30 protein-coding genes are annotated in these 20,642 nt (G+C 72.7%); 7 read left to right on the forward strand and 23 right to left on the reverse strand.

All coding sequences use genetic code 11. From position 1 onward, the window contains the following. Positions 1-4 precede the first annotated feature (4 nt). From ACTVAJ_RS26810 to ACTVAJ_RS26900, 19 genes are all read right to left on the reverse strand, one after another. On the reverse strand, positions 5-517 hold the full coding sequence (locus ACTVAJ_RS26810) for a hypothetical protein (RefSeq protein ID WP_470391052.1): 513 nt from the start codon (positions 515-517) through the stop codon (positions 5-7). A gap of 171 nt (positions 518-688) precedes the next feature. Next, entirely contained in the window at positions 689-910 is a 222-nt protein-coding gene (locus ACTVAJ_RS26815) for a hypothetical protein (protein ID WP_470391053.1), read from the reverse strand. Then, complete coding sequence (locus ACTVAJ_RS26820) at positions 907-1,692, reverse strand: hypothetical protein (protein ID WP_470391054.1); 786 nt, start codon at positions 1,690-1,692, stop codon at positions 907-909. Before ACTVAJ_RS26820 ends, ACTVAJ_RS26815 begins: the two co-directional genes overlap by 4 nt. Positions 1,693-1,801: 109 nt before the next feature. Further along, positions 1,802-3,082, reverse strand: coding sequence for an AAA family ATPase (locus tag ACTVAJ_RS26825; protein WP_470391055.1), 1,281 nt, complete (start codon positions 3,080-3,082; stop codon positions 1,802-1,804). Beyond that, positions 3,079-3,804, reverse strand: a complete 726-nt coding sequence (locus tag ACTVAJ_RS26830; protein ID WP_470391056.1) for a hypothetical protein — start codon at positions 3,802-3,804, stop codon at positions 3,079-3,081. Before ACTVAJ_RS26830 ends, ACTVAJ_RS26825 begins: the two co-directional genes overlap by 4 nt. Then, a complete protein-coding gene (locus ACTVAJ_RS26835) occupies positions 3,804-4,040 on the reverse strand; it encodes a hypothetical protein (RefSeq protein WP_470391057.1) in 237 nt (78 codons plus the stop codon). Before ACTVAJ_RS26835 ends, ACTVAJ_RS26830 begins: the two co-directional genes overlap by 1 nt. Before the next feature lie 60 nt (positions 4,041-4,100). Next, on the reverse strand, positions 4,101-4,712 hold the full coding sequence (locus tag ACTVAJ_RS26840) for a helix-turn-helix domain-containing protein (RefSeq protein WP_470391058.1): 612 nt from the start codon (positions 4,710-4,712) through the stop codon (positions 4,101-4,103). Then, positions 4,709-5,287, reverse strand: coding sequence for a hypothetical protein (locus ACTVAJ_RS26845; protein WP_470391059.1), 579 nt, complete (start codon positions 5,285-5,287; stop codon positions 4,709-4,711). The genes ACTVAJ_RS26840 and ACTVAJ_RS26845 overlap by 4 nt, the downstream gene beginning before the upstream one ends. After that, complete coding sequence (locus tag ACTVAJ_RS26850) at positions 5,287-5,484, reverse strand: hypothetical protein (protein ID WP_470391060.1); 198 nt, start codon at positions 5,482-5,484, stop codon at positions 5,287-5,289. The genes ACTVAJ_RS26845 and ACTVAJ_RS26850 overlap by 1 nt, the downstream gene beginning before the upstream one ends. Next, complete coding sequence (locus ACTVAJ_RS26855) at positions 5,481-6,215, reverse strand: exonuclease domain-containing protein (protein WP_470391061.1); 735 nt, start codon at positions 6,213-6,215, stop codon at positions 5,481-5,483. Before ACTVAJ_RS26855 ends, ACTVAJ_RS26850 begins: the two co-directional genes overlap by 4 nt. Then, the gene (locus ACTVAJ_RS26860; RefSeq protein ID WP_470391062.1) at positions 6,212-6,919 is read right to left on the reverse strand and encodes a hypothetical protein; all 708 of its coding nucleotides are present in this window, start codon (positions 6,917-6,919) and stop codon (positions 6,212-6,214) included. The genes ACTVAJ_RS26855 and ACTVAJ_RS26860 overlap by 4 nt, the downstream gene beginning before the upstream one ends. 62 nt (positions 6,920-6,981) lie before the next feature. Continuing rightward, positions 6,982-8,235: a recombination directionality factor gene (locus tag ACTVAJ_RS26865; protein WP_470391063.1), complete on the reverse strand. Its 1,254-nt coding sequence runs from the start codon at positions 8,233-8,235 to the stop codon at positions 6,982-6,984. 2 nt (positions 8,236-8,237) lie between these two features. Then, positions 8,238-9,077: a hypothetical protein gene (locus ACTVAJ_RS26870; RefSeq protein WP_470391064.1), complete on the reverse strand. Its 840-nt coding sequence runs from the start codon at positions 9,075-9,077 to the stop codon at positions 8,238-8,240. Next, positions 9,070-9,258, reverse strand: a complete 189-nt coding sequence (locus tag ACTVAJ_RS26875) for a hypothetical protein (RefSeq protein ID WP_470391065.1) — start codon at positions 9,256-9,258, stop codon at positions 9,070-9,072. The genes ACTVAJ_RS26870 and ACTVAJ_RS26875 overlap by 8 nt, the downstream gene beginning before the upstream one ends. Then, on the reverse strand, positions 9,251-9,499 hold the full coding sequence (locus ACTVAJ_RS26880) for a hypothetical protein (RefSeq protein WP_470391066.1): 249 nt from the start codon (positions 9,497-9,499) through the stop codon (positions 9,251-9,253). The genes ACTVAJ_RS26875 and ACTVAJ_RS26880 overlap by 8 nt, the downstream gene beginning before the upstream one ends. After that, on the reverse strand, positions 9,496-9,954 hold the full coding sequence (locus ACTVAJ_RS26885; protein ID WP_470391067.1) for a hypothetical protein: 459 nt from the start codon (positions 9,952-9,954) through the stop codon (positions 9,496-9,498). The genes ACTVAJ_RS26880 and ACTVAJ_RS26885 overlap by 4 nt, the downstream gene beginning before the upstream one ends. Further along, on the reverse strand, positions 9,951-10,439 hold the full coding sequence (locus ACTVAJ_RS26890) for a hypothetical protein (protein ID WP_470391068.1): 489 nt from the start codon (positions 10,437-10,439) through the stop codon (positions 9,951-9,953). The genes ACTVAJ_RS26885 and ACTVAJ_RS26890 overlap by 4 nt, the downstream gene beginning before the upstream one ends. Before the next feature lie 83 nt (positions 10,440-10,522). After that, complete coding sequence (locus ACTVAJ_RS26895; protein ID WP_470391069.1) at positions 10,523-10,732, reverse strand: hypothetical protein; 210 nt, start codon at positions 10,730-10,732, stop codon at positions 10,523-10,525. Then, positions 10,732-10,998 carry a helix-turn-helix domain-containing protein gene (locus ACTVAJ_RS26900; protein WP_470391070.1) on the reverse strand — a complete coding sequence of 89 codons (267 nt, stop codon included), beginning with the start codon at positions 10,996-10,998 and terminating at the stop codon, positions 10,732-10,734. The genes ACTVAJ_RS26895 and ACTVAJ_RS26900 overlap by 1 nt, the downstream gene beginning before the upstream one ends. 204 nt (positions 10,999-11,202) lie before the next feature. Between ACTVAJ_RS26900 and ACTVAJ_RS26905 the strand changes: the two genes are divergently transcribed. The 7 genes from ACTVAJ_RS26905 to ACTVAJ_RS26935 all read left to right on the forward strand — a co-directional run bounded on the left by ACTVAJ_RS26905 (position 11,203) and on the right by ACTVAJ_RS26935 (position 15,824). Further along, positions 11,203-11,700 (forward strand): hypothetical protein, encoded by a 498-nt coding sequence (locus ACTVAJ_RS26905; protein ID WP_470391071.1) that lies wholly within the window; start codon positions 11,203-11,205, stop codon positions 11,698-11,700. 385 nt (positions 11,701-12,085) lie between these two features. Then, positions 12,086-12,367 carry a hypothetical protein gene (locus tag ACTVAJ_RS26910; protein WP_470391072.1) on the forward strand — a complete coding sequence of 94 codons (282 nt, stop codon included), beginning with the start codon at positions 12,086-12,088 and terminating at the stop codon, positions 12,365-12,367. A gap of 88 nt (positions 12,368-12,455) precedes the next feature. Further along, the gene (locus tag ACTVAJ_RS26915; protein ID WP_470391073.1) at positions 12,456-14,177 is read left to right on the forward strand and encodes a recombinase family protein; all 1,722 of its coding nucleotides are present in this window, start codon (positions 12,456-12,458) and stop codon (positions 14,175-14,177) included. After that, on the forward strand, positions 14,167-14,316 hold the full coding sequence (locus ACTVAJ_RS26920; protein ID WP_470391074.1) for a DUF4244 domain-containing protein: 150 nt from the start codon (positions 14,167-14,169) through the stop codon (positions 14,314-14,316). The genes ACTVAJ_RS26915 and ACTVAJ_RS26920 overlap by 11 nt, the downstream gene beginning before the upstream one ends. A gap of 16 nt (positions 14,317-14,332) precedes the next feature. Continuing rightward, positions 14,333-14,650, forward strand: coding sequence for a TadE family type IV pilus minor pilin (locus tag ACTVAJ_RS26925; RefSeq protein WP_470391092.1), 318 nt, complete (start codon positions 14,333-14,335; stop codon positions 14,648-14,650). Between the two features lie 3 nt (positions 14,651-14,653). Further along, positions 14,654-15,010, forward strand: coding sequence for an Rv3654c family TadE-like protein (locus ACTVAJ_RS26930; protein ID WP_470391075.1), 357 nt, complete (start codon positions 14,654-14,656; stop codon positions 15,008-15,010). A 376-nt stretch (positions 15,011-15,386) separates the two neighbouring features. Beyond that, a complete protein-coding gene (locus ACTVAJ_RS26935) occupies positions 15,387-15,824 on the forward strand; it encodes a hypothetical protein (protein ID WP_470391076.1) in 438 nt (145 codons plus the stop codon). Between the two features lie 246 nt (positions 15,825-16,070). On the opposite strand, the gene ACTVAJ_RS26940 is transcribed toward ACTVAJ_RS26935, so the two are convergent. From ACTVAJ_RS26940 to ssd, 4 genes are all read right to left on the reverse strand, one after another. Beyond that, a complete protein-coding gene (locus ACTVAJ_RS26940; protein WP_470391077.1) occupies positions 16,071-16,625 on the reverse strand; it encodes a type II secretion system F family protein in 555 nt (184 codons plus the stop codon). Positions 16,626-16,846: 221 nt separating this feature from the next. Further along, on the reverse strand, positions 16,847-17,719 hold the full coding sequence (locus ACTVAJ_RS26945) for a type II secretion system F family protein (RefSeq protein WP_470391078.1): 873 nt from the start codon (positions 17,717-17,719) through the stop codon (positions 16,847-16,849). After that, positions 17,716-18,867, reverse strand: coding sequence for a TadA family conjugal transfer-associated ATPase (locus ACTVAJ_RS26950; protein WP_470391079.1), 1,152 nt, complete (start codon positions 18,865-18,867; stop codon positions 17,716-17,718). Before ACTVAJ_RS26950 ends, ACTVAJ_RS26945 begins: the two co-directional genes overlap by 4 nt. Continuing rightward, positions 18,864-19,985: a septum site-determining protein Ssd gene (gene ssd, locus ACTVAJ_RS26955; protein ID WP_470391080.1), complete on the reverse strand. Its 1,122-nt coding sequence runs from the start codon at positions 19,983-19,985 to the stop codon at positions 18,864-18,866. The genes ACTVAJ_RS26950 and ssd overlap by 4 nt, the downstream gene beginning before the upstream one ends. Between the last annotated feature and the right edge of the window lie 657 nt (positions 19,986-20,642).

Genomic DNA, 20,642 nt, shown 5'->3' on the forward strand with positions numbered 1-20,642 from the left:
CCAGTCACCCCCCGGTCGTGTCCGGCGGGGCGGACTGGGTGCCGTCGGTCATGGCGTCTAGCCAGGCGTCGACCGCGGGCAGGTTCATGTGGTCGGCGTCGGCCAGCTCCAGGCGGTGCGCCTTCTCGGCCGCGTGCGTGGACGCCTGCACCAACGCCTTGACGTCCTGGGCGGGGAGCCGGGTGGCGGTGTACTTGACCGCCTTGCCCGCGCTGACTTCGACGAGGTCGTGGGTGGGTTGGTCGAGGACGTCGAGGGCGGCGTGGGCTTGGTGGTAGAGGCGGAGGACGAGGTCGGCGCGGGCTGCTTTGGCGTCGGCGACGCGGGCGCGGGTGGCGGCCTCGGTCATCTTCTTGTCGAACGTGAGGTTGAGCTTGCGGGCGAGCTTGGTCATGGTCGCGGCGCCGCAACCGAGTTCGCGGGCGATCTCGTTGCGGCCCATCCCGCTCGCGTGGAGTTGGCGGGCGCGGGCTTCGATGGCGGGGTCGCCGACGAACTGGCGGCGGGCGGTGGACACGTGGTCACCTCCCCTGGGGATGGCGGCGGCCCGAGCAGGCTGTGGGGCGGCTGCTCAGGCCGTCGGGCGCCGTGGTCCAGGAGTGCGCTGTGGGCCTGGGTACACGTGTGGCGCTGCAATCCAGGGTTGCAGGGGGTGGTGACACTACGGGGCGTTGCAGGTTTTGGCTGGTCAGCGGATGCGGCGTCCCCTCGTGTCACGGGGTACCGCCTGGAGGGCGTCGGCGAGGGCGACGACACCGAGGATGGCGAGGAACGCCGCGGGGACGGCGGCGAGGGATCGCCAGTCGCCGGTTGGCCACCCTGTCCAGGCGAGGTAGCCGAACACGAGGGCGAGCAGCGCGCCGAGGAGTGCGCCGCGCGGGTTGGGGCGCGGGGAGTGGTCGGTGGTCATGAGGCTTCCTTCCGGTCGGGGTTGGCGAGGTTGAGGGCGTCGGCGACCAGGTAGCGGGAGCGGCCGAGCGGGTCGGTGTCGACGGCGACGAGGCGGTCGCGGCGGATCCAGGACTTGACGGTGTTGAGGTTGATGGGGTGGTCGAGGGCGGTGAGGGCGCGCACGAGGTTGGTGGCGGTGAGAGCCCGGTGGGAGATGTCCTGTAGCGCCCATTCGCGCCACGTGGCGGTGTCGACCACCCCGGGGCACCCGTCGGCGCGGCAGCGGGCGTAGGGAGCGCCCTGGCGGGCGTACACGGCGCGTCCGCAGTCGGGGCAGTGTCCGGCGAGTGTGCTGGGGTCGCGGTCGGCGCGGTGGACGTCGTCGCGCGCCTGGGTGACGGCGGCGCCGATCTCGTCCACGCACGTACCGCCCTCGGGGTGATGCCGGATGTCCTCCAGGCGGGCGGCGAGATGAGCGGCCAGGCCGGGCCCGTCGTCGGCTGGGGGTGTGCCGAGGACGTCGCCGCCCAGGATCAGGCACCAGGTGCGGAGGGTGGACACCAGGGCGTCGCGGGCGATGCTCGCGGACACGTCGAACGGGAGCGGCGGCTCCGCGCCGGGGGGCCGGCAACCCGGTTGGCGGGGCCGGCGCGCCTGCCGGGTGAGGTCGACGTCCAGCTCGTCGAGCAGGTCGGGCACGTCGGCCAGGGCGACGGTCAGCCGGTGCGCGCACGTTGAGCAGACGAACGCGTCGGCGACGAGCTGGTCGCATTCGGGTGTGGTGCAGATTCCGCCGGGCATCGGGTTCGGGTCCTCCGAGGGTGAGCGGGACGACGAGGAGGGGAGGGCGGGGGCCGCTTCGCGCAGGCGTATCGCGCGGGCAGCCCCGGCGACCGGTCGCTGAGCTGGGCTACTTCGCATACGGGTTGGTGGGCACGAATCCGGAGGGGAGGGCTTCGGCCCAGGGCCAGTCGCCGCCGGATTCGAGTTCTTCGGGCCATTCGCGTTCGTCGCGGTCGCCGCGCCAGGAGACGAGTTCGACGCGGCGGCCTCGGCCTTGGCTGTGGGGTGCGTCGGAGGGGCGGATGCCGTATCCGAACTCGGGCCAGCCGAGGAGGGCGCTGGAGCCGCGGGGGCGGAGGTCGCGTTTGCCGCCCCATCCTTGGGTGGCGTGCCCGGCGTGGGCTTCGAGGAGGAGCGCGCACCCTCGGGCGCGGACGAGGTTGAGGGCGGCGAGGATCGGGGCGGCCTCGTCGTCTGAGTTGAGCGCGCGGGGTGCGAGTCGGTACAGCGGGCCGAGGGCGACCATGTCGGGCTTGAGCACGGCCACCCGGCGGAGCAGCCAACTGACGTCGCGGTCGGCGGCCAGGTCGAGGCCCTCGGGGCGGACCTCGATCCACAGGTTCGTCTCGGCGGGCTCTTGTGTTTCGAGGGTGTGTGCCTTGGCCCAGAGGGGGCGCAGGGCGCGGCGGGCCTGGGTGGCGGAGTTCTCGACGTCGATGATCAGCACCCGCTTGGGCGGGATGGGCACGCCGGTGAACGGGTGGATCCCGGCGGCGCATGTGACGGCCATCTGCCGGAACAGCGTCGTTTTGCCGAGCCCTTCCATGCCGGTCAGGACGAACCTGTCGCCGCGCTCCAGGAGGCCGGGGATGATCCAGTCGTAGGGCTCTTCGGGCACGTCGAGGAACTCCTGGATGGTGGGTGTGGTGAGGTCTTCTCCGGCTTCGTAGTCGCGGACGGCCTCGAATTCCTGGATGGCCTTCTCGGCGAGTCCGGAGACGTGGCCGAGGGCGTCGTCGGTGGCCACCTGGGCGGCGACGTCGGCGGCGATACCGAGGGCGGTGGAGTGGAGTCGGCGCCGTACTGCGATGGCGCGGACGGTGTTGGCGTAGTGCCCGGCGGATGCGGGGACGGGGCAGGCACCGGGCAGGTCGGCGAGGTAGGACAGGCCCCCGGCGTTCTGTACGCCCTGGTCGGTCTTGAGGAGTTCCCAGACGCGTAGTGGGTCGCAGTCGCCGTCGCGGTGGCGGACGGTCTGGATGGCGGCGTACACGGTGCGGTGGATGCCGAATAGGTCGCCGGGGGTGAGCATCGAGGAGACCGTGGTGGCGGCGTTCTCAGACACGAGCATGGCGCCGAGGACAGCCCGCTCGGTGTCGAGGTCGTGGTCGGGCGGGGCGCTGGTCACTGGCGGTACATCCATTCGTCCCGGGGGCTGATGCGGGGCCGGGCGGGTGCGAGTTCGTGGAGGACGTCGGTGAGGGTGCCGCGGGCGGCCATGCTGCGCACGTAGGCGGACAGGGATCGGGGTTGGTGGCGGTCGCGGATGTGGTTGAGGACGGCCTCTGCCTGGTCGTGTTCGACGCCGGTTTGTTCGCGCACGAGGGTGAGGAGGGTGGTGGATTCCCCCTCCCCGTCGGAGGAGGGTGTGGCGGGTTGGGTGCCTGTGGGGGTAGGGGGGGAGGGTTCCGTAGGAACCCCGGGTCGGGACGGGTCGGGTCGGGGAAGTCGAACACCACCCGAACGTGCGGCGTTCGTTCCGCTGGTGTTCGCCCGAACATTCCGCGAACGGCGGTTCCTCATCCGCTCCCGGGCGGCGGCCCGCTCGGCCTCCACGTCGGCCTTCGACGGGTTGTATTCGAGGTAGTCGTGAATGACGTAATCGCCGGTCGGGGGCTGTTCGCAGCGGTCGCATCCATGGCCGGTGGTGTGCCAGAGCCCGGCGGCGACCAGGGCGCGCGCCATGGCGGCGGAGCCGTACATTCGGGCGACCGCTTTTGGAATCGCGCCGTCCGTGTTGTGGTCGGCCGCGTAGGAACCGCATCGGGCCCAAAGTCCGAACGCGGCGGTGCCTGCGGCGAGGATTTTCGGGTGTGAGTGGGCGCGGTCGTCGACCTTGAACCAGGCCATCAGCGGTCTTCCTGGGTGGTGTGCCGGTAGGTGGGGGTGCGGAGGATGGGCCGGTGCGGGGCGGGCATCTGGGCGAGGAGGTCGGCGGCGGCGTGGTCGATCTCGTGGTGCATCTGGGCGCGCGCGAGTTCGACGGATTCGGCCCGGTTGGAGTCGCCGCGGGCGAGGTTGGCGGCGGCCTGGAGGCGGTCGCGGGCGGCGCGCTGGTGGGCGGTGTATGCCTGGGCGTAGGTCATGAGCGGGTCCCCCGGGTGTGGGGCCCGGGGCCGGGCGGGCGGCCCCGGGCGGTGGTCAGGTCAGGCGGCGGTTGTCTCTCCCCGGCCGGTGCGGTGGTGGTCGGGGAGGATGGGCAGCCAGTCGTGGGAGGCACCTGAGGCGCGGAGGCGGCGGTGCCACCGTCCGACGGTGCGGCGGCACACTCCGAGGCGCTGCTCGGCCTCGCGGCGCGTGACCCCCTCGGAGCGGAGCCACACGTAGTCCTCCATGCGGGCCTGCCGGGCAGCCACCAGGGCGGCGGTCAGGTGGCGGACCCCCCGTTCCTGGAGCTTCTCCAGGGGGACCGGCTGGGGCGGGTAGTCGTCGAGGCGCCCGTTCCGGTAGGCGCGGGAGTAGCAGGTGGACACGAGGCCGCGGCCCTTGTGGGGGCCGGTGCGTCCGCACCCGCATGCGCAAGTGATTTCGCCGTCGTCGGGCGGCGGCACGGCCCGGGGTGTGAGCGCTAGGTCGAGGCCGAGGGCGTGGGCGTACTGGGTGAGGGTGTCGAGGGTGGGGGACTGGGTGCCCCATTCCCACCGCTCGATGGAGCGGGTGACCAGTCCGGCGCGGTCGGCGATGTGGGGCCGGGAGAGCCCGGCGGCTTCGCGGGCGGCGCGCAGCTGGGTGATGATCGGGTGCGGTTCGCGGCTCATCGGGCCGTCACCTCCCCGGCGGGCCAGGTGACACCGCCCATGGCGCGCTGGTGGGCGGGGGACAGGCACCACGAGTCGAGCCAGGCGGCGCCCATGTCGGCCAGGGCCAGGGCGTCGGCCTCGTCGTAGCGCTTGTTCTCCAGGAGGCCCAGGCCGGTGTGTCGGGCGTCCATGGCGGCGGCCACGTCCTCCTTAGCGGCGTTCCCACGCCCGGTCGCGAACAGCTTGAGCGTGGACGGCGGCACGATCGCCACGGGCAACCCGGACCGGTCGAGCACGTCGCGCACCATCCACCGGAGGGCGGCCAACTCGTCATGCCCGTTCTGGGTGGCGCGCCTGTAGGCGGGGCCCTCGATGACGGCGAGGGCGTAGTGGTCGGCGGAGGCGTAGCCGCGGACGCGGCCAACGATGGTCCGGAGGCGCTCCAGGCCCCGGGCGCGGGGGCGGATCCGCTCGGCCCATCCGAGGGAGGAGGCGACGCCCGTCGAGGTGAGGGACAGGTCGAGGCCGAGGGCGGCCGGGCTGGTGGTGGGGACCTCCCCCGCGGTGGCGGGGGAGGTGTTCGGGGTGGGCATCAGGACAGGGCTCCCAGGTCGGTCAGGCGGCGTCGGGTGGCGTCGATGTCGCGGGTGATGCGGATCCGCTCGGGCCACGCGTTGGTGCGCTGGAGGCGACGGTCGAGCCGAGTGCGGCGGCGCTGGTGGGCGACGGCGAGGTCGTAGCGGGTCTCCAGCCAGGCGGCGGCCGGGGAGGGCGCTGGGCGGCGGTTCATTGGATGGCCTCCTGGACGTGGTCGGGGACGGGTACGAGCGGCCACTCGGTTGGGCACACGGCGGCTGGGTCGGTCTTGCGGAGGTGGCGCTCCAGGGAGCGGGCCTGGGTGGCCTTCCACTCGACCTGGAGGTCATGGAGCGCGTCGGCGGGCATCCGCCCGATGTGGCCGTGGCGGACGGCGAGCACGTAGGCCACCCGGGCGGCGGCCAGGGAGTCGGCGGCGGACCCGTGGGCGTCCTCCTCCGTCAGCTCGATCCCGTAGTGGGCGGCGACGTCGACGAGCTTCCGCTTGCCCTTCCGGAACCGGTCGAGACCCTTGTCGATCACGAACGGGTCGACGACGGGGCAGAGCTTCGCCAACCCGAGGGCCTCCTCGATGTGGCCGTGCCGGAGGCACTCGCGGTGCAACAGGCTGATGTCGTACTGGGCGTTGAACGCGACCGTGACGGCCCCGTCGCGTGACCACGACACGAGGTCCCCAGCGATCTCCCGAACCGCCGACGCGGCGGCCTGCCCGTCCGCGCGGGCCTGCTCGGTCGTCACACCGTGGATCTCGGTCGCGCCCTCGGGGATCTCGATGCCGGGGTCGACCAACCACCCGGCGTGGGTCTTGCGACCCTTCGACGGGTCGATGATCCAGCGGGACCAGGTGACGATCCGGTCGGACTCGATGTCGACACCGGTCGTCTCGGCGTCGACAGCACAGATGAGGCCGTTGTGCCAGCTCATTCGGCACCCCCGGCGGGGGCGGCGTCGTCGACGCGGGTGAGGGGGCCGTATCGGTCGTCGAGGGCGTCCAGAGTGCGCGGCTTGAAGTAGGGTGCGGGCCTGCCGTCGCGGCTCCGCACCATGGCGAACCGGCCGTCTGGGCGTTGCCCCCAGATGTCGCCGTCCTTGTCCTGGTACCAGGCGGGCGTCGAGGCGGGCGTGGCCTTCGTGTCGGCCGGGGACAGGCGTTCCTCGATGGCGGCCAGACGCTGCGTGACCGCCTTCGTGGTGTCGGACAGGTCCCGGTCCAGGCGTTCCACCCACCCGTGAAGCTCTGCGAGGTCGGGCACCTCGTCGCCGGGCTCGACGAGGTCCCGCTCGGGGAGCCGGTCCCCGTCCCAAGTGCGCGTGCGCCCGGCGACGTCGGCGTAGTGGAGTCCGCCGTGGCCGTCGCCGCTGGAGTGCTCGCAGTAGAGGGGGGCGCCCGGGTGGTGCGGGTGGGTGGTCCACGCCCGGCACGGGCCCGGCCCCTCGTCGGTGTCGTCGAGCCCGGCGGCCTCCGCGAGGGCGGCGAGCAGCTCGACAGCCGCGTCGCCCTTGGGGGTGAGCATGGGGATCTCGGTCGGCCCGTCGCCACCGCCCGGGGCGGTCATGACGAGCAGGTCCTCTGCGACGTGCAGCGTGACGCCGCTGTCGTCGGTGTAGGTGTGCGGAAGGTCAGTCACGTGTACCTCTCAACGGGGGTGGGCCGGGGGCGGGAGCGGACCGCCCCCGGCGCGGGGAGGGGCTAGAACGGGGTGGCGTCGCCGGACTCGGCCGGGGCCTGGCCGCCGGGCTTGGCCACCTGCCCGGCCTTGATCGCCTGGAGGAACCCGGTCAGCTGGGCGGCCGTCGCGTCGTCCGGCAACTCCCCGCCGTGGCGGGCCGCGTATGCCTCGACGAGGTCCTGGGTCGACCAGTCGTCCGGCACGGCGGACATGCACTGCATCCACAGCCCGTCGACCTGGGCGCCCTCATCCACCGGAACCGGAACCGGGGCCGGGGCCGGGGCCGGGGCGGGGGTCTCGTCGGTGGGCATCTCGGCCTCCGGCTGCCGGTCAGCGTCGGGCCGGTACGACCCGCGCGCCGCCTGGACCATGAGGTCGGCGTGCTCCTTCATGGCGTGCGACAGGTCGCCGGTCATCTGCCCGGCCTGGGCGCACTCCCGGTACAGGGAGCGCACCTGGTCGGCGGTGGTGAGCTGCTGGAGGTCGGCCAGCCAGTCACGGGTCGGGGCGGCAGGCAGCTCGGCCGGAGTGTCAGCGGCGCCCACAGCCGGAGCCTGCCCGGCCGGGGCGGCGACCTCCGCCGTGGGGATCTGCCCGGCCATCACCTGCCCAGCGGTCGCGCCCCTCAGCCCGAGGGTCACCACGGGGAACTGCTTCGTCTTCCCCTGACTGACGCGGGTGCGCGGCTCGATGCGCAACCGGACCGGCACCATCGCGGCCGTGCCCAACTGCCCCTTCAACAGGTCCACCGCGGCGGCGATCTCGGACGCGCCGTAGTACGAGTGGGTCTCGACCCGCCAGACCCCCATGTCCGGCATGTCCGGGAGGATCACCCCGAGGCGGGTGGTCATCTGGCACGCGCCGTCGCGCGGCCCCGCGACCTTGTGCCAGTCCTGCCCCCAGTCCTGAACGCACAGGCAGGAGGAGTCCGACAGCAGTTCCGTCTCGCCGTCGCACCGTCGGGCGCACCCGCTCCGAGACCACGCCTCGTAGTACTGCGCCAGCGGATCACCGGGCGGGAGGATCGCGTCGATGGCGGGCGCGTCGGTGATCACCCGGTACTGCTCCGCCCCGGCGCCGAGGGGCTTCCACTTCTCGACGGTGCCGCCCCAGATACCGGCGGCGGCCTCGCAGTACTCCGCGGAGTGCGACGTGGCGATCCAGGTGGTCGAGCGGACCGGGCGCGGCCGGGTGCCGGAGGCGTCGGTGTAGCCGGTGCGGAGCCGTCCCAGCTCGCGCGCCTGGCGCTGCAGGGTGATGATTCGGGAGCCCATGATCAGGCAGCCTTCTTCCTACGGGTCGGGGACTTGCGCCACGGGTTGACCGGCTTGTGCGGCTTGAGGTCGAGCCCGTGCAGGTAGTACGAGGCGTCCACCAGACGGCAGAACGCGGTGTGCGCGGCCTCGTCGGCGGGCAGCGGCACGAACCCGTACCGGTCCTGGCGGAGGTTGAGGATCGCGGCGCCCACGAACTCCGGCACCGGGTGCTCGCTGTCGTCGGGGGCCAGAGCCACGGGCGCGTACCGGAGCCCGGCCAGCTGCAACACGTGGTCGCGATACACCGACGACGGCGGCTTGGTCAGCGACGTCTTGAGGTCGACCAGCCACAACCCGGCGGGCTGCCCGTGGAACGGCTTCCGCAGGTGCACCCACAGGTCGGCGGTGCCCGCGTACCGGGTCTCGCGGTCGATGACGGTTACCTCGACGGCCTCGACGTCGGCCTCGATGTCGATCCCGGCGTCGGCCAGGAACTTCCGGTACTGGTCGATGAACGGGGCGGCGTCCTCGTCGGCCGGGGCGGGCTTGCCGAGGGCGTGCGCCTCGGCCTGCACGTGGACGCGGGTGCCGATACCGGCCCGGGACTCCCACACGGTCTTGTGTTCGGCCTTCGCGGCCTTGAGGAACGCCTCGGCGTCGGCCGGGGTCCGGCTGGCCTTGACCGCGCGGGGAAGGTTGTCGAGGCAGTACTCGGCGGTGACCTTCGCCGCGGCCGGAGCCAACGCAGGCTTGCTGAGGGTGTTGAGGGCGTTGGTGACGCTGATCAGGTACTCGCCCGTGCGCGGGTCCTCGTAGTAGCGGCCGTGCTTCGTGTCACGCGAGTGGCGCGGGTCAGCCACGGTCGGCCTCCTTCCTGACTGGGGTGATGGGGGTGGGGGCGTGGGTCCAGCAGCGGCGGCCCCGCGTGTACAGGCGGGTCGGGGCGGCCCCGCAGTACCGGCCGTGCGCCCAGTGCCGACACGGCTCGGGGAGGGCGACCTCAAGCCAGGCGGCGGGCGGGGTGGTGAGCGGGTCAGCCACGGGCCACCGCTGTCCGTCGGAGGTGCCGGAGCCCGGACGCGGCCAACCGAGACATGGCGCGGGTGTGGACGTCCGTGCGGCCCTGGTACCGGTCCACCAGCGACGGCGGACGCGTGTGGGCGGCGTCGGGCAGGTCGACCAGGACCACGGAGGCCACGACCGGGAGTCCGGCCAGCGGCTCATCGACACGACGGTCGTGCAGCGCGCGGAGGGCGGCGGCGAGGCGGGCGTGCGGGCTCACAGACGCTCACCCCGCACCCACGTCTCGCCCTCGTCGTCCCACTCGACCTCGCCGTCGTGGGCCACGTGGCGGCCGTCGTGCCCGTCGCCGTCGTCGTGCTCACAACCCAGCTCGGGGGATCCGGACCCCGCATAGTAGGGATCCGTCGTGATCGACCCGCACAGGACCGGCGCGGCCGGAGGGGTGCGCACGGCGGTGAGGATCTCCTCCGTGCCGACCGTCGCCCGGTCGAGCGCGGCCTCGGTCTCGTCGAGCTGCTGGGCGAGGTCGTCGACCTCGTCGGCCAGGCGGTCACGGTCTCGGATGGCGCGGCGAGCACGCGCCCCCATCCGGGCGGCCAGGCGGAGCGCGGCGCAGGTACCGGAGCAGCCCAGCGCGTACCCGAGCAGGGTGGCGACGATGAGTCCGGCGACGACGTAGACGGCGAGCAGGTAGTCAGCGAGAATCTCGGTCATCGGGCACCCCCGACGGCCTCGCGCTCACGAACCGGCAGGTACGCCGTCAGTTCCACCGGAACCTCGGCGTAGACACCCTGGAGGGTGAGGAGCACGGTGCCCGACGGGCGGGTCTCCTCGACGATCTCCGCGCCGAGCAGGGCCGCCCACTGGGCAGCCTCGCCGCGCGTCGTGGTGTTGGCGGGTAGGTCCCACTTGTAGATGGATCCGCACAGTTCCACGGGGTCGGTGCCCGTGCGCTGGGGCGCGTTGATGTACCAGGCCACGTCCGCCCGGTCGGTCATGCCGCGCAGCTGGAGGAGGGTGTGGGCGGCGTGGTCGAGCTGCTGGGCGGTGGTCATGTCCGCGTAGGCGGCCGGGGGCGTGTCGACCTGGAGGGCCTCCTCCAGGTGCGCCCCGGCGTGGATGACGGCCTGGTAGGCGGCGCGGACGGCGAGGGTGGTGTGCTCCTCGCGGCGTCCGGCCGGGCGGGTAGAGTCGTGCATGAGAGGTTCTGTCCTTTCGGCATCGGCCCCCGCGCGTCCGCCAAGACAGGCGCGGGGGTTCGTCATGTCTGGGGTGGTCTGGGTCATGCGGCGGCCCGCTGGGCGGCCTGCTGGGCGCGCGCCTCCGCGCGGTGACGGCGGATCAGCGCCTCGATCTCGTCGACCGGCGGCCCGCCGGGGCGGTGTGCGGCGATGGCGGCCTCGCGGGGCGGCATGGAGTCGCGGGCGATGCGCCCGGCGCGGAGCGCGGCGCCAGCGGCGCGAGCGGCGTCGGGCCACGGCTTGAGCGCCATCACTCGTCACCACCCGTGTGTGGGTCGTGTGTGGTGTCGAGGGTCAGGGATCCGCGCGGGTGCCCGAGGGCGTGCACGACGCGGCGGTAGGTGTCGCGGTGAGGCCAGCGTCGGCTACCAGCGTGGAGCTTCTTCCAGGTGGAGTAGGAGAGGCCGGACCGGTCGGCCAGCTCTCGCAGGGACAGTCCGCTGTCGCGGACGGCCGCGCGGAGGGCGTCGCGGTCCAGGTCCACCCCGACCACGTGTGTGGGTCGTGTGTGACTCATGGGTGGGACAGTACACCCATAGGGCACACACGGGTCACACATTTGTCACCCATGGGTCGGCCCGAAACGGGTCGGGGGTGCGCGAAAACCCTTTATTTGCAAGGGATCCAGACGGTCGGCGTCTGGTCAAGGTGGGGCGAAAAATTGGCAGAATCCGGCCCCATGTGTGTCCCAAGTGTGTCCCGCGTGGGTACTCTGTTAGGCATGCCTTCCCCAACCGAACAGCCGCCCGAGCGAGCCCGACTACGGGCCCTGATCGAGCAACGCCGCGACGACCTCGACGAGACATGGGCGCAGATCTGCGCACGCGGTGAACTGCCTTACGAGACGCTCCGCAGGGTGCGCACGGGCGCGAGCCCGATCGCGCCAGAAACACGCGAGCGCATCGACGATGGCCTGAGATGGGACCGGGGGTCGGTTGCGGCGATCCTGCGCGGCGGAGACCCCTCCCCCCTGGAGGACGTCGAGCGCTACCCCGTGGAGCGGCAGATCCTCGACACCCCCATCGGCCAGGTTGTGCGTGAGATCTACAGCGACCTGGAGGCCGACGACGGCCTCACACCGGAGCAGCGCGCGGAGATCCGCGAGCGGACCGCGATACGACTGCGCGAGGAGATCACGATGATGGTCCAAGCCAAACGGTGGCAGAACGAAGAGCGCCGACGGGAGCAAGAATCGGACACAGACGCGAACGGCGGCTAAGGGTTGACATGAAACAGGGGCCAAATGTTGCCCCGAGGGATGTAAACCATCCGAGGCTCGTTGCTACCGACACGTAGCGTGTCCACTTTTCGTGTTTGATGACTGGTAAAGGGTGGTTTTCCGAGCGTGTGTACGAGTAGCCTGATCAGCCCGTATCCACGTTGTGAGGAGGGCACACGTGCACACACCCAGCGAACCGACCCCCTATCGGCTTCCCCCGGACCGTCTTATCCCCCCACCCGTAGCCGTCACATTCAGTGGTGAATCCGGGCACGAATTCGAGGTGGCTGAGGTACCCAACCCGGACTACGCGGCCGACCTCTCGTCGCACCCAACGATTTGGGTCATCGTTCACCATGGTGGTCTGGAAATCCCCTTCGACGAAGTGACCCAGAGGTACATCCGCCGACTCCGACTCGGCAGTCAGATCCGCGCGGACGTCTTCGACATGGGCATGGTCCCCGATCCCGCCATCGACCCCGAAGGTTTCCGGCGGGCTCTGTGGTACCAGCCCGACGCCATCCTTACCCTCGACGACATCCGGTACATGGAGGCCCACCGCTTCCTCTCCCGCTACCCGCACGGCGCCTACCCAGGGCCGCTCCTGGGTCCATCCCAGCCGGGGCCGGTCGGTATCCCCCAGCCGCGACGTTCGGCTCTGCCCTGAACCTCACACCACACAGGGGCGCCCCGGGGACGGATTTCCCTGGGGCGCCCCAGCCCCAACCCACAACAGAACAGGAGACACCCCTCTTATGGCCGTTGCCTACGACATCGACCTCGACCAGCTCCTCCGCGATCACCCCGGCGACCCCCACGGGTTGACCCCGATGATTGGCTACCTCCGCGTCAGCACCGCCCGGGAGGACATGATCTCCCCGGAGCTCCAGGCCGACCACATCGACCGACTCGGACGCACCACCGGCCGCCGCATCGTCCTGTGGGTCGCCGACCTCGACCTGTCCGGCCGATCCTTCGGCACCCGGCAGATCGTCGACATCATCGAGTCCATCGAGCAGGGCACCGCACCCGAGGGCGCCCGCGAGATCGGCGTGTGGAAGTTCTCGCGGTTCGGCCGAAACCGCGCGCTCAACGCCTTGTACCTCGGCCGCCTCGAAGCCGCCGGTGGTGCCCTGATCTCCGCGACGGAGCAGCTCGACGCGACCACCAGCATCGGTAAGTTCACGCGCGGCATGATGATGGAGCTGGCGGCTTTCGAGTCCGATCGGATCTCGGAGATGTGGGCGGACGTGCAGGCGTACCGGCGCGACCGTGGCCTTCCCAACTCCGGCCGGGCTCGCTTCGGGTACGTCCGGCGCGGCCGTATCAAGGTGGGGCCGGAGCACTGGATCGACGACCCCACCGACCCCCTCGGCGAACGGTACGAAGTCGACGAGGACGGATATGCGGACGCCTACAGGCGCATGTACGAGGACGCCGCCGCCGGACGCTCCGGCTACCACATCGTCCGATGGCTGAACCGCGACCGTGTCCCCGGCCCCCAGGGCAAGGTCGGACAGTGGACCCACAGCACCCTGTGGCCGCTCCTGGACAGCGGTTTCGGGTGCGGTTACATCCGCCAGCACGAACCCGACTGCACCAACCACGTCACCGACAAGTACGGGCGGTGCCACAACCGCACCTGGATCGTCGGCGCACACCCGCACCTGTGGGCGCACCTACCCGACGGAGACGCCATCCGAGACCGCATCTGGGAGGCGTACAGGGCCCGCCGGAAGAAGTCCCGTAAAACCCCACCTCGGGCCGTGGAAGCCCGTCACGAGCTGACAGGCCGGGTCCGCTGCGGATGGTGCGGCAAAGCCATGGCAGCCCACCGCACCAACCCCGGCAGTGACCGGTACCAGTGGCGATGCAGCGGCAAGACGCTCGGCACATGCGAGCGCACGAACAGCGCCTCAGATCACGTCCTCCGCGGCTCCGTGCGTGACCTGCTCACCCGCGAGCACACACGACTGGCGGTCGTTGAGGACTCCAGCGGAGCCCATGACGTCCAGGCGCAGACCAGCGCGGCTCAGGGCCCCTCCCGGGCTGAGGAGATCACCAGCGACTTGGAGACGCTCAAGCGCAAGCTCGACCGGCTCACCGACAAGTACGCGGCCGACGACATCCCGCGCGACTCCTACATCCGCACCCGCGACGAGTACCTCGCGGAGCGGACCCAGCTGGAGCAGGAGCACGCCGCCCTGGTGGCGACCGAAGAGGACCGGGGCGCCGCCAAGGACCCGGAGGACTACATCCCCGTCATCCGCGGCCTCCTGGACGAGTGGGACACCCTGCCCACGTGGTCGGTGAACCGCGTACTCGAGGAGCTGATCGAGATCGAGGTGAAGCGCCTCAGCCGCACGGAGGGGTCAGCGGTGATCCGTGCCGCGTGGGGTGTGGAGGAGCGCATCGACATCGTCGAGCCGAAGGGGCCAGCGGCGAAGAAGCTGGGGTCATCTCAGCATGTCCAGTGACAGAGTTTTAGAACGATACGCCCTGTGCGCCGTCTCGGCGGTCGCCTTCGCCGGCGTCCTGTACGCCATCCTCACCGGCGACACCGTGAACGGCGTTCTCACCGACCTCGTGGTCGACGCGCTCAGCTCCGGTGTCTGACCGGGGCTCGGTCACCATGGAGACCGCCATGGTGCTTCCCTCGCTGCTCCTCGTCCTGGCCGTGCTGCTCGGCGGGGTGACGGTGGCCGCCGCGCAACTGGCGTGCACCGACGCCGCACGCGTGGGCGCCCGTGCCCTCGCCCGGGGCGAGACCGACCACAGGGCGCGTGAGCTCGCGCTCTCCGCCGCCCCCGCCGCCGCCGACGTACGACTGGTCCGCGAGGCCGGGATGGCGCGGGTGACCGTCCGGGCCGATCTGCGCCTCGGCCCGGCGGTCGGCTCTCCGGTGGTGGTGGTCGGGAACGCGGCGGTCCCGTGGGAACCGGGGGTGTGATCCGTGCGTTCCGACACCGGTTCCGCCACGGTCTGGACGGTGGGAGTGTGCGCGCTCCTCTGGCTGGCCGTCCTCACCGTGCTGCTCACCGCGGCCGCCCGGCTGGACCGGGACCGGGCCGCCACCGCCGCCGACCTCGCCGCGCTGGCGGCCGCAGCCGGGGCGGTGGAGGGACCGGACCGGTCCTGCGACCGGGGGCGGGCCGTCGCCCGGGCCAACGGGGGTGTGCTGGAGTCGTGCGTGGTCACCGGACCGAACGTCGAGGTGACGGTCTCGGTCCCCTCGTCCGTGCTGGAGCGGACCGTCACCGCCCGGGCCCGCGCCGGTCCGGTTCGGCCCCACCCCGCCGGCCCTTCGTGAAGACCGCGAGCGCGGCCCGTCCGGGCGGGTGGGACGGGCGGCCACCCGCACGTCACAGAAACCACCCGGAGCGTCGTACCCACCCGTTAGGGTGACCCACGGATCGAGCGGAGGTGTTCCACCATGCTGACCGGCCACCGTTACCGGCTCGCGCGTGTGCTCTGTGCCGAGAACGCGGCCGGGAGCACTCTTTCGCGTGAAGGGACTCGCCTTTCGGGGCGAACCGTGCCGGCCGGGCCCGCAGCGCGGTCACGGCGGAGCCCGCACAGCAGGGCAGAGACCTCCGGGATGCCATGTCGGTGAAGCAGGAACCACCATCCGACCCGCACCCGGGTTCGGATGGAACCCCGGGCCCCCGCCCGGGAGGAGGCCAAGTATGGGACACAGACACCCGAGCACACTCAAGAACTCCGAGGTGAGCCACGCCCGGGCCCGATGGCTGCTGCGTGCGGAACTGGCCTGCTGCTCCGAGTGCCGGGCCGAGGGCGACCGCGAAGCGGTGACCGACCTCGCGGTGGGCGGGGTGTTCGACTCCCTGATCACCGGGTTCGTGCTCACGCGGGTCGAGCAGTGGTACTCGCCGAGCCGCCCGCCCCGCTACCCGGCCACGGTCTACAGCATCGCCCCCATCGAGGAACGTGACTTCTGGCAGCCCACCACCCAGCACTGCATGCGGGTGTGCATGGTCGAGGGCACGCGGGGAGACCGGGTCGACACCCGTCCCGCGCTCAAGGAGCTCACCCTGATGTCGGTCCGCGACCGCACGCTCGTCCTCGACGACATCATCGACGGCCTGTGCGAGAACGAGTCCTAGCCGCGCAACGCGTTCCGAGCACCGACCAGGCGGGCGGGGGCGGACGCCCTCCGGCGCTTCCCGCCGTGCGTACCGGACTCGGCCGACGAAGACGAGGACGTCCCGGACCTGGACGTCCTCGCGGGCAAGCCGCGCGGGGCCCGGCGGTGCGACCGGCCCACGGGCGAGCTGCGGAGCACCACTTGGGCGCGTTGCGGCAGGACGGCCCCTCCCACCCGATCGAGGATTCCCCGGCGCTCCTGCCGGTCACGCGCTGAGCGCCTGGGACAGGAGTTCGGCCGCCATGGGGACGATGCCGATCAGGACGAAGGCGGGCAGGAAGCACAGGCCCAGCGGAGCCACCACGAGAACCCCGAGTCGTTCCGTCCGGGCCAGGGCACGTGCCCTGGCCGCGCGTCGGAGGTCCGTCGTGTGCCGGTCCAGCAGGTCCGCGATCGGGGCACCGGTGTCCGCCGCCCGGGCCAGGTCCCGGCCGACCGCGACCAACGGCCCGGGAAGGGACGGACCCCGCCAGGCGGTGGCGGGGTCCGCCCCCAGGCGCAGCCGCTCCGCCACCACCTCCAACTCCTCCCCCAGCCGCCCCCGCGTCGATCGGGCCACGGCGGACAGGCACGACGGAACGGTCGCCCCGGCCCGGACCCCCGCCGCCAGCAGACCCACCGCCACGGGGAGATCCGACGTCACTCGCGGCGCGCCCGCCCGTGTACGGCGGCCCCGGATCCACAGCGCCGCGCAGACCCCCGCCGCCACGGCACCTCCCGGCAGACCGAGGATCGCCGCGGCGGCGAGCGTTCCCGCCACACCGGCCAGGACCGGAGCGGTACGGCGGAAAGGCCGCTTCGCCCGGACCGGACGGGGACGGCAACCCCGCCCACGGATCCTGTGGACCGGGCTTCCCCCCATGAACACCCACACCGCTGCGGTTCCGAGGATCACCGCGGCCGCCTCGAACATCCGTCCCCCCGCACACCGCTTCCGTCTCCGTCTTGCCGACTGACGCCGCTTCTGCCCCCGGACCGGTCTCATCGCTGACCGGTGCGCCTGCGCACCACGGGCGTCTTCGAGCCGGCCCCCTCGGCCCGCTCCCGCCGCACGCCGCCCCTTCCGCCGCACCCGGGCTCCTCTTCCACCGGTGTCGCGCTCACGCCCGCTCGTTTCGTGGGTCCGCGGTCCGGTGGTGACCCCCGGGGCCGCCCGTCGTCGGGCTGCCCCGCGCCGCGCACCATGCGCAGCGTCCACCAGGTGCCGAGCAGGTCCAGGGCCACCCCGCCCACCAGGCAGCCCAGGCCCAACGGTGTGGTGAACAGGAACACCAGGGGTGAACCGCCCAACCCCGCCGACATCAGCAGGCCCACCAGGGGAAGCCCGCCCAGGATGATCGCCGTGGTGCGCGGCCCGGCGGTCCTGGCCGCGATCTCCGCCCGCCGCTCCTCGTGCTCGGCCAGTTCCCCGGCCAGGGCGTCGACCACCTCCGCGAGCCCGGCCCCGGTGTCGGCGGAGACCTCCCAGCACGCCGCCAGGTAGGCCAGCGCCCACAGATCGGGATCGCGGTCGGCGGCGGCGCGCATCGACGCGGGGTCAAAGATCCGGTGCACCGCGGGGCCCGCCTCCGCCGCGGACACGCGCAACGCCTCTCCGGGCGGCTGTCCCGCACGGAGTTCCGAGGCCAGGACCCGGCACAGCACGATCACCGCGTGGCGGCGCCCTGCCGACTCACGGTGTCGGCGGACACGCCGTCGGACCCGCTCCCAGAGCCGACTCCGGACGCACGGCCCGCGCCCCCTCCCCGGTCCCCGTGACCGCGACGGGAACGCACGGGACAGGCGGTCCTGGCCGGGACCGGGCACCAGACTCAGCAGGACCAGTGCGGCCACACAGAGCAGCAGGACGGTCATGGGCCTCGCCACCCCTCACCCAGCCGTTCCACCAGTACCTGCGCACCGGGGAACTCCCGGCAGTCCCCCTCCCGGGTGAAGGTGAGCGCGGGCAGCGCCCGCACGAGCCCGTCGCTGCCCCGACGCAGCACCCGGACCTCGGCGAGCCGACGTCCACCGGTGTCCCGGACGAGGTGGATCACGAGTGCGCGGGTGGCGGCCAGTTGGCTGTGCACCGCGTCACGGGTGAGCCCCGCCGCGCAGCCCAGCGCCTCCACCCGGGCTGGGACGTCCTCGGCGCCGTTGGCGTGCAGACTGCTGGCACCGCCCTCATGGCCCGTGTTCATGGCCGCCAGGAGCGAGACGACCTCCGGGCCGCGTACCTCACCGACCACCAGCCGGTCCGGGCGCATCCGGAGCGCCTGCCGCACCAGGACGGACAGGGGGACCTCCCCGCTGCCCTCGATGTTGGCCGGACGGGTCAGGAGCCGGACCACGTGCGGATGCTCGGGACGCAGTTCGGGGGAGTCCTCGGCCAGGACCACGCGCTCCGCCGGACCGACCAGGGAGAGCAGCGCGGACAGCAACGTGGTCTTGCCGGTTCCCGTGCCGCCGCTCACCAGGAACGGCACACGCGCGTGCACCAGGGCCCGGAGCAGGGCCGCTCCGCTCGGAGTGAGCGTTCCGCACTCGGCCAGCCGTTCCAGGCGCAACACCCGCCGGGGCGGCAACCGCAGCGACACGCACGCCCCCTCGGGCGCCACGGGCGGCAGCACCGCGTGCAGCCGGGCTCCTCCCGGCAGGTGCGCGTCGACGTAGGGGACGGCCGCGTCCAGCCGGCGCCCCGCCCTGGCCGCCAGCCGCTGGGCGAGTCGGCGCACCTCCTCCGCCGACGCGAACCGGACCCCGGAGCGCCGCAGGCCGTCGCCGTCGTCGACCCACACCTCGTCCGGACCGTTGACGAGGATGTCGGTGACCCCGGACGTCATCAGTTCCTCCAGTGGTCCCGCGCCGGACAGCTCGGCGGAGAGCCGTCGGGTCAGGGCGAGCAGTTCGGCGTCCCCCAGGACACCGCCCTCCGCGCGCAGCGCCGCGGCGACCGCGGCCCGGCTCACCGGCCCGCCCGACTCCACCAGGCGGTCGCGGACCGCCTCCAGCAGGGCGCTCACCGGACCGGCTCCGCTTCGGGGAGCGTCGCCACGGCGTGGTCCGCGAACCGGGCGAGCGGGGACCTGCGGTGCCGGGCCGGGGCGCGCCCCGCGGCCAGGAGCCGTGCGAGCCCCGGCTCCCGCGGCAGGTCGGCGCCGAGCGGCAGTCCCAGGGTGCGGGCGACCACGTCGGCCGTCAGTTCGCCGCCGGCACCGATGACGACGGCGCTCACTCCCGGGGCCTCCGCCCGTAGCCGGGGCACCACCCGGGAGGCGGCGACCACACCCGGCACGTCCGCCGGAACCACGACGTGGACGCGGTCGGCCCGGTTCAGGAACTCGGTGGTGCCCGGGTCGAAGGACCGGGGGAGGTCGGCCACGACCAGCCCGGCGCCGTGCCGGGCGGAGTCGAGGGCCGCCCGGACCGCGCCGACGGGCAGCGCCCCGCGTCCGGCGGTACCGGTTCCGTGCGCACCCGTTCCGGCGGGGTCGGCGGTCTCGGGTCGGCGGGTCCAGGTGAGCACGGAGACACCGAGGGCACCGGGCAGACCGGACCGCAGGTCGCTCCAGCGCACGCGGCCGTCGCGGCGCAGGAGGTCGTCCCATCCGGTCCGGCGGCCGGGTTCGACCGGCGCGGTGAGATCGCACCCGAGGTAGACGTCCGGTCCGCAGCCGAGCGGGTCGGCGTCCAGGAGCGCGGTGTCCCGTCCGCCGCGCGCACCGGCCAGGGCGAGGGCGACGGCCGTCAGGGTGGCCCCGGCGCCGCCCCGTCCGCCCATCACCGCGATGGCCGGGGCCGGGGGGTCGCCCCGCGCCGCCGCTCGGTTCAGCAGGTCCACGAGCTCCGGCTCGTCCCCCGGCAGCCGCAGGTGCGGTGCCCCGTCCGCCGGCGGACCACCGGACCCGTGTTCGGGCACCACGACCACGGTCCGCAGGTGCGGCGGAGGGTCGGCCGCGGCCAGGGACGGGCACAGATCGGCGCCGATGACCACCAGTGGGGCCCGCGACCACGAACGCAGGGCCTGGGCCGCCGAGCGTGCGACCGTGACCTCGGCGGACGCGGCCGTGGCCAGCCTCAGCAGGTCGTCGAGCAGGGCGGGGTCGTCGGTGGCGAGCAGGGGGCGGAACCGGGTGTTCATGGCGTCTCCGAGGCCGGGGGCTGTCCTCTCGACCATCGCCGAACGCGAACCGACCCGGAAGCCCCGGTTCGTTCCTGTGGACAACCGCGCCGGGCTCCGGTCGGGCCCGGTGCCCGGCCGGGGAGGGACACACACCCGACGGGAGGGATGCGCATACGGGGGCGGACACGCATCCCTACCCGACAGGCGAGTGGAGCGGACGCGGTGACGGCTCCCGCAGGGGGAGAGGGGAGCCGTCTCCTCGGGGCCGGTCCTGGGGGGGTAGGACCGGGTCCGCTCTCCGGGAGGGTTCGCGGGGACGGCTCCCCGCGACCACCGAAGGACCTGGAAACGTACTCGTTCTCCGAGGGGCGGTCACGCCGGCGGGACGCGGAATGCGTCGGGACAACGGTCACCCGGAGGGGGATTGCGCGGCGAACCGTTGTGGCGTGGCTGGTCCTTCGTCGAACGCCGGGGACGACGTTACCACGCAACCCCGCGTATCGCTTCGGGAATCGATGAGAAAAACTTGGGTCAACCGTCTTTTCGGAGGATGAAACGAGCCGTAGAAAGAAAGCAGTTGGTGGCGGAGATCCACCCCGACGCGGCAGCTGGGAACCCACGCGCCACTCGGCCCGGTAAGGGCTGTCTAGGCCAGACTTGAGGTTGAAAGGCCTG

It is taken from the genome of Nocardiopsis sp. KDC1DS13DA1 (assembly GCF_055632325.1).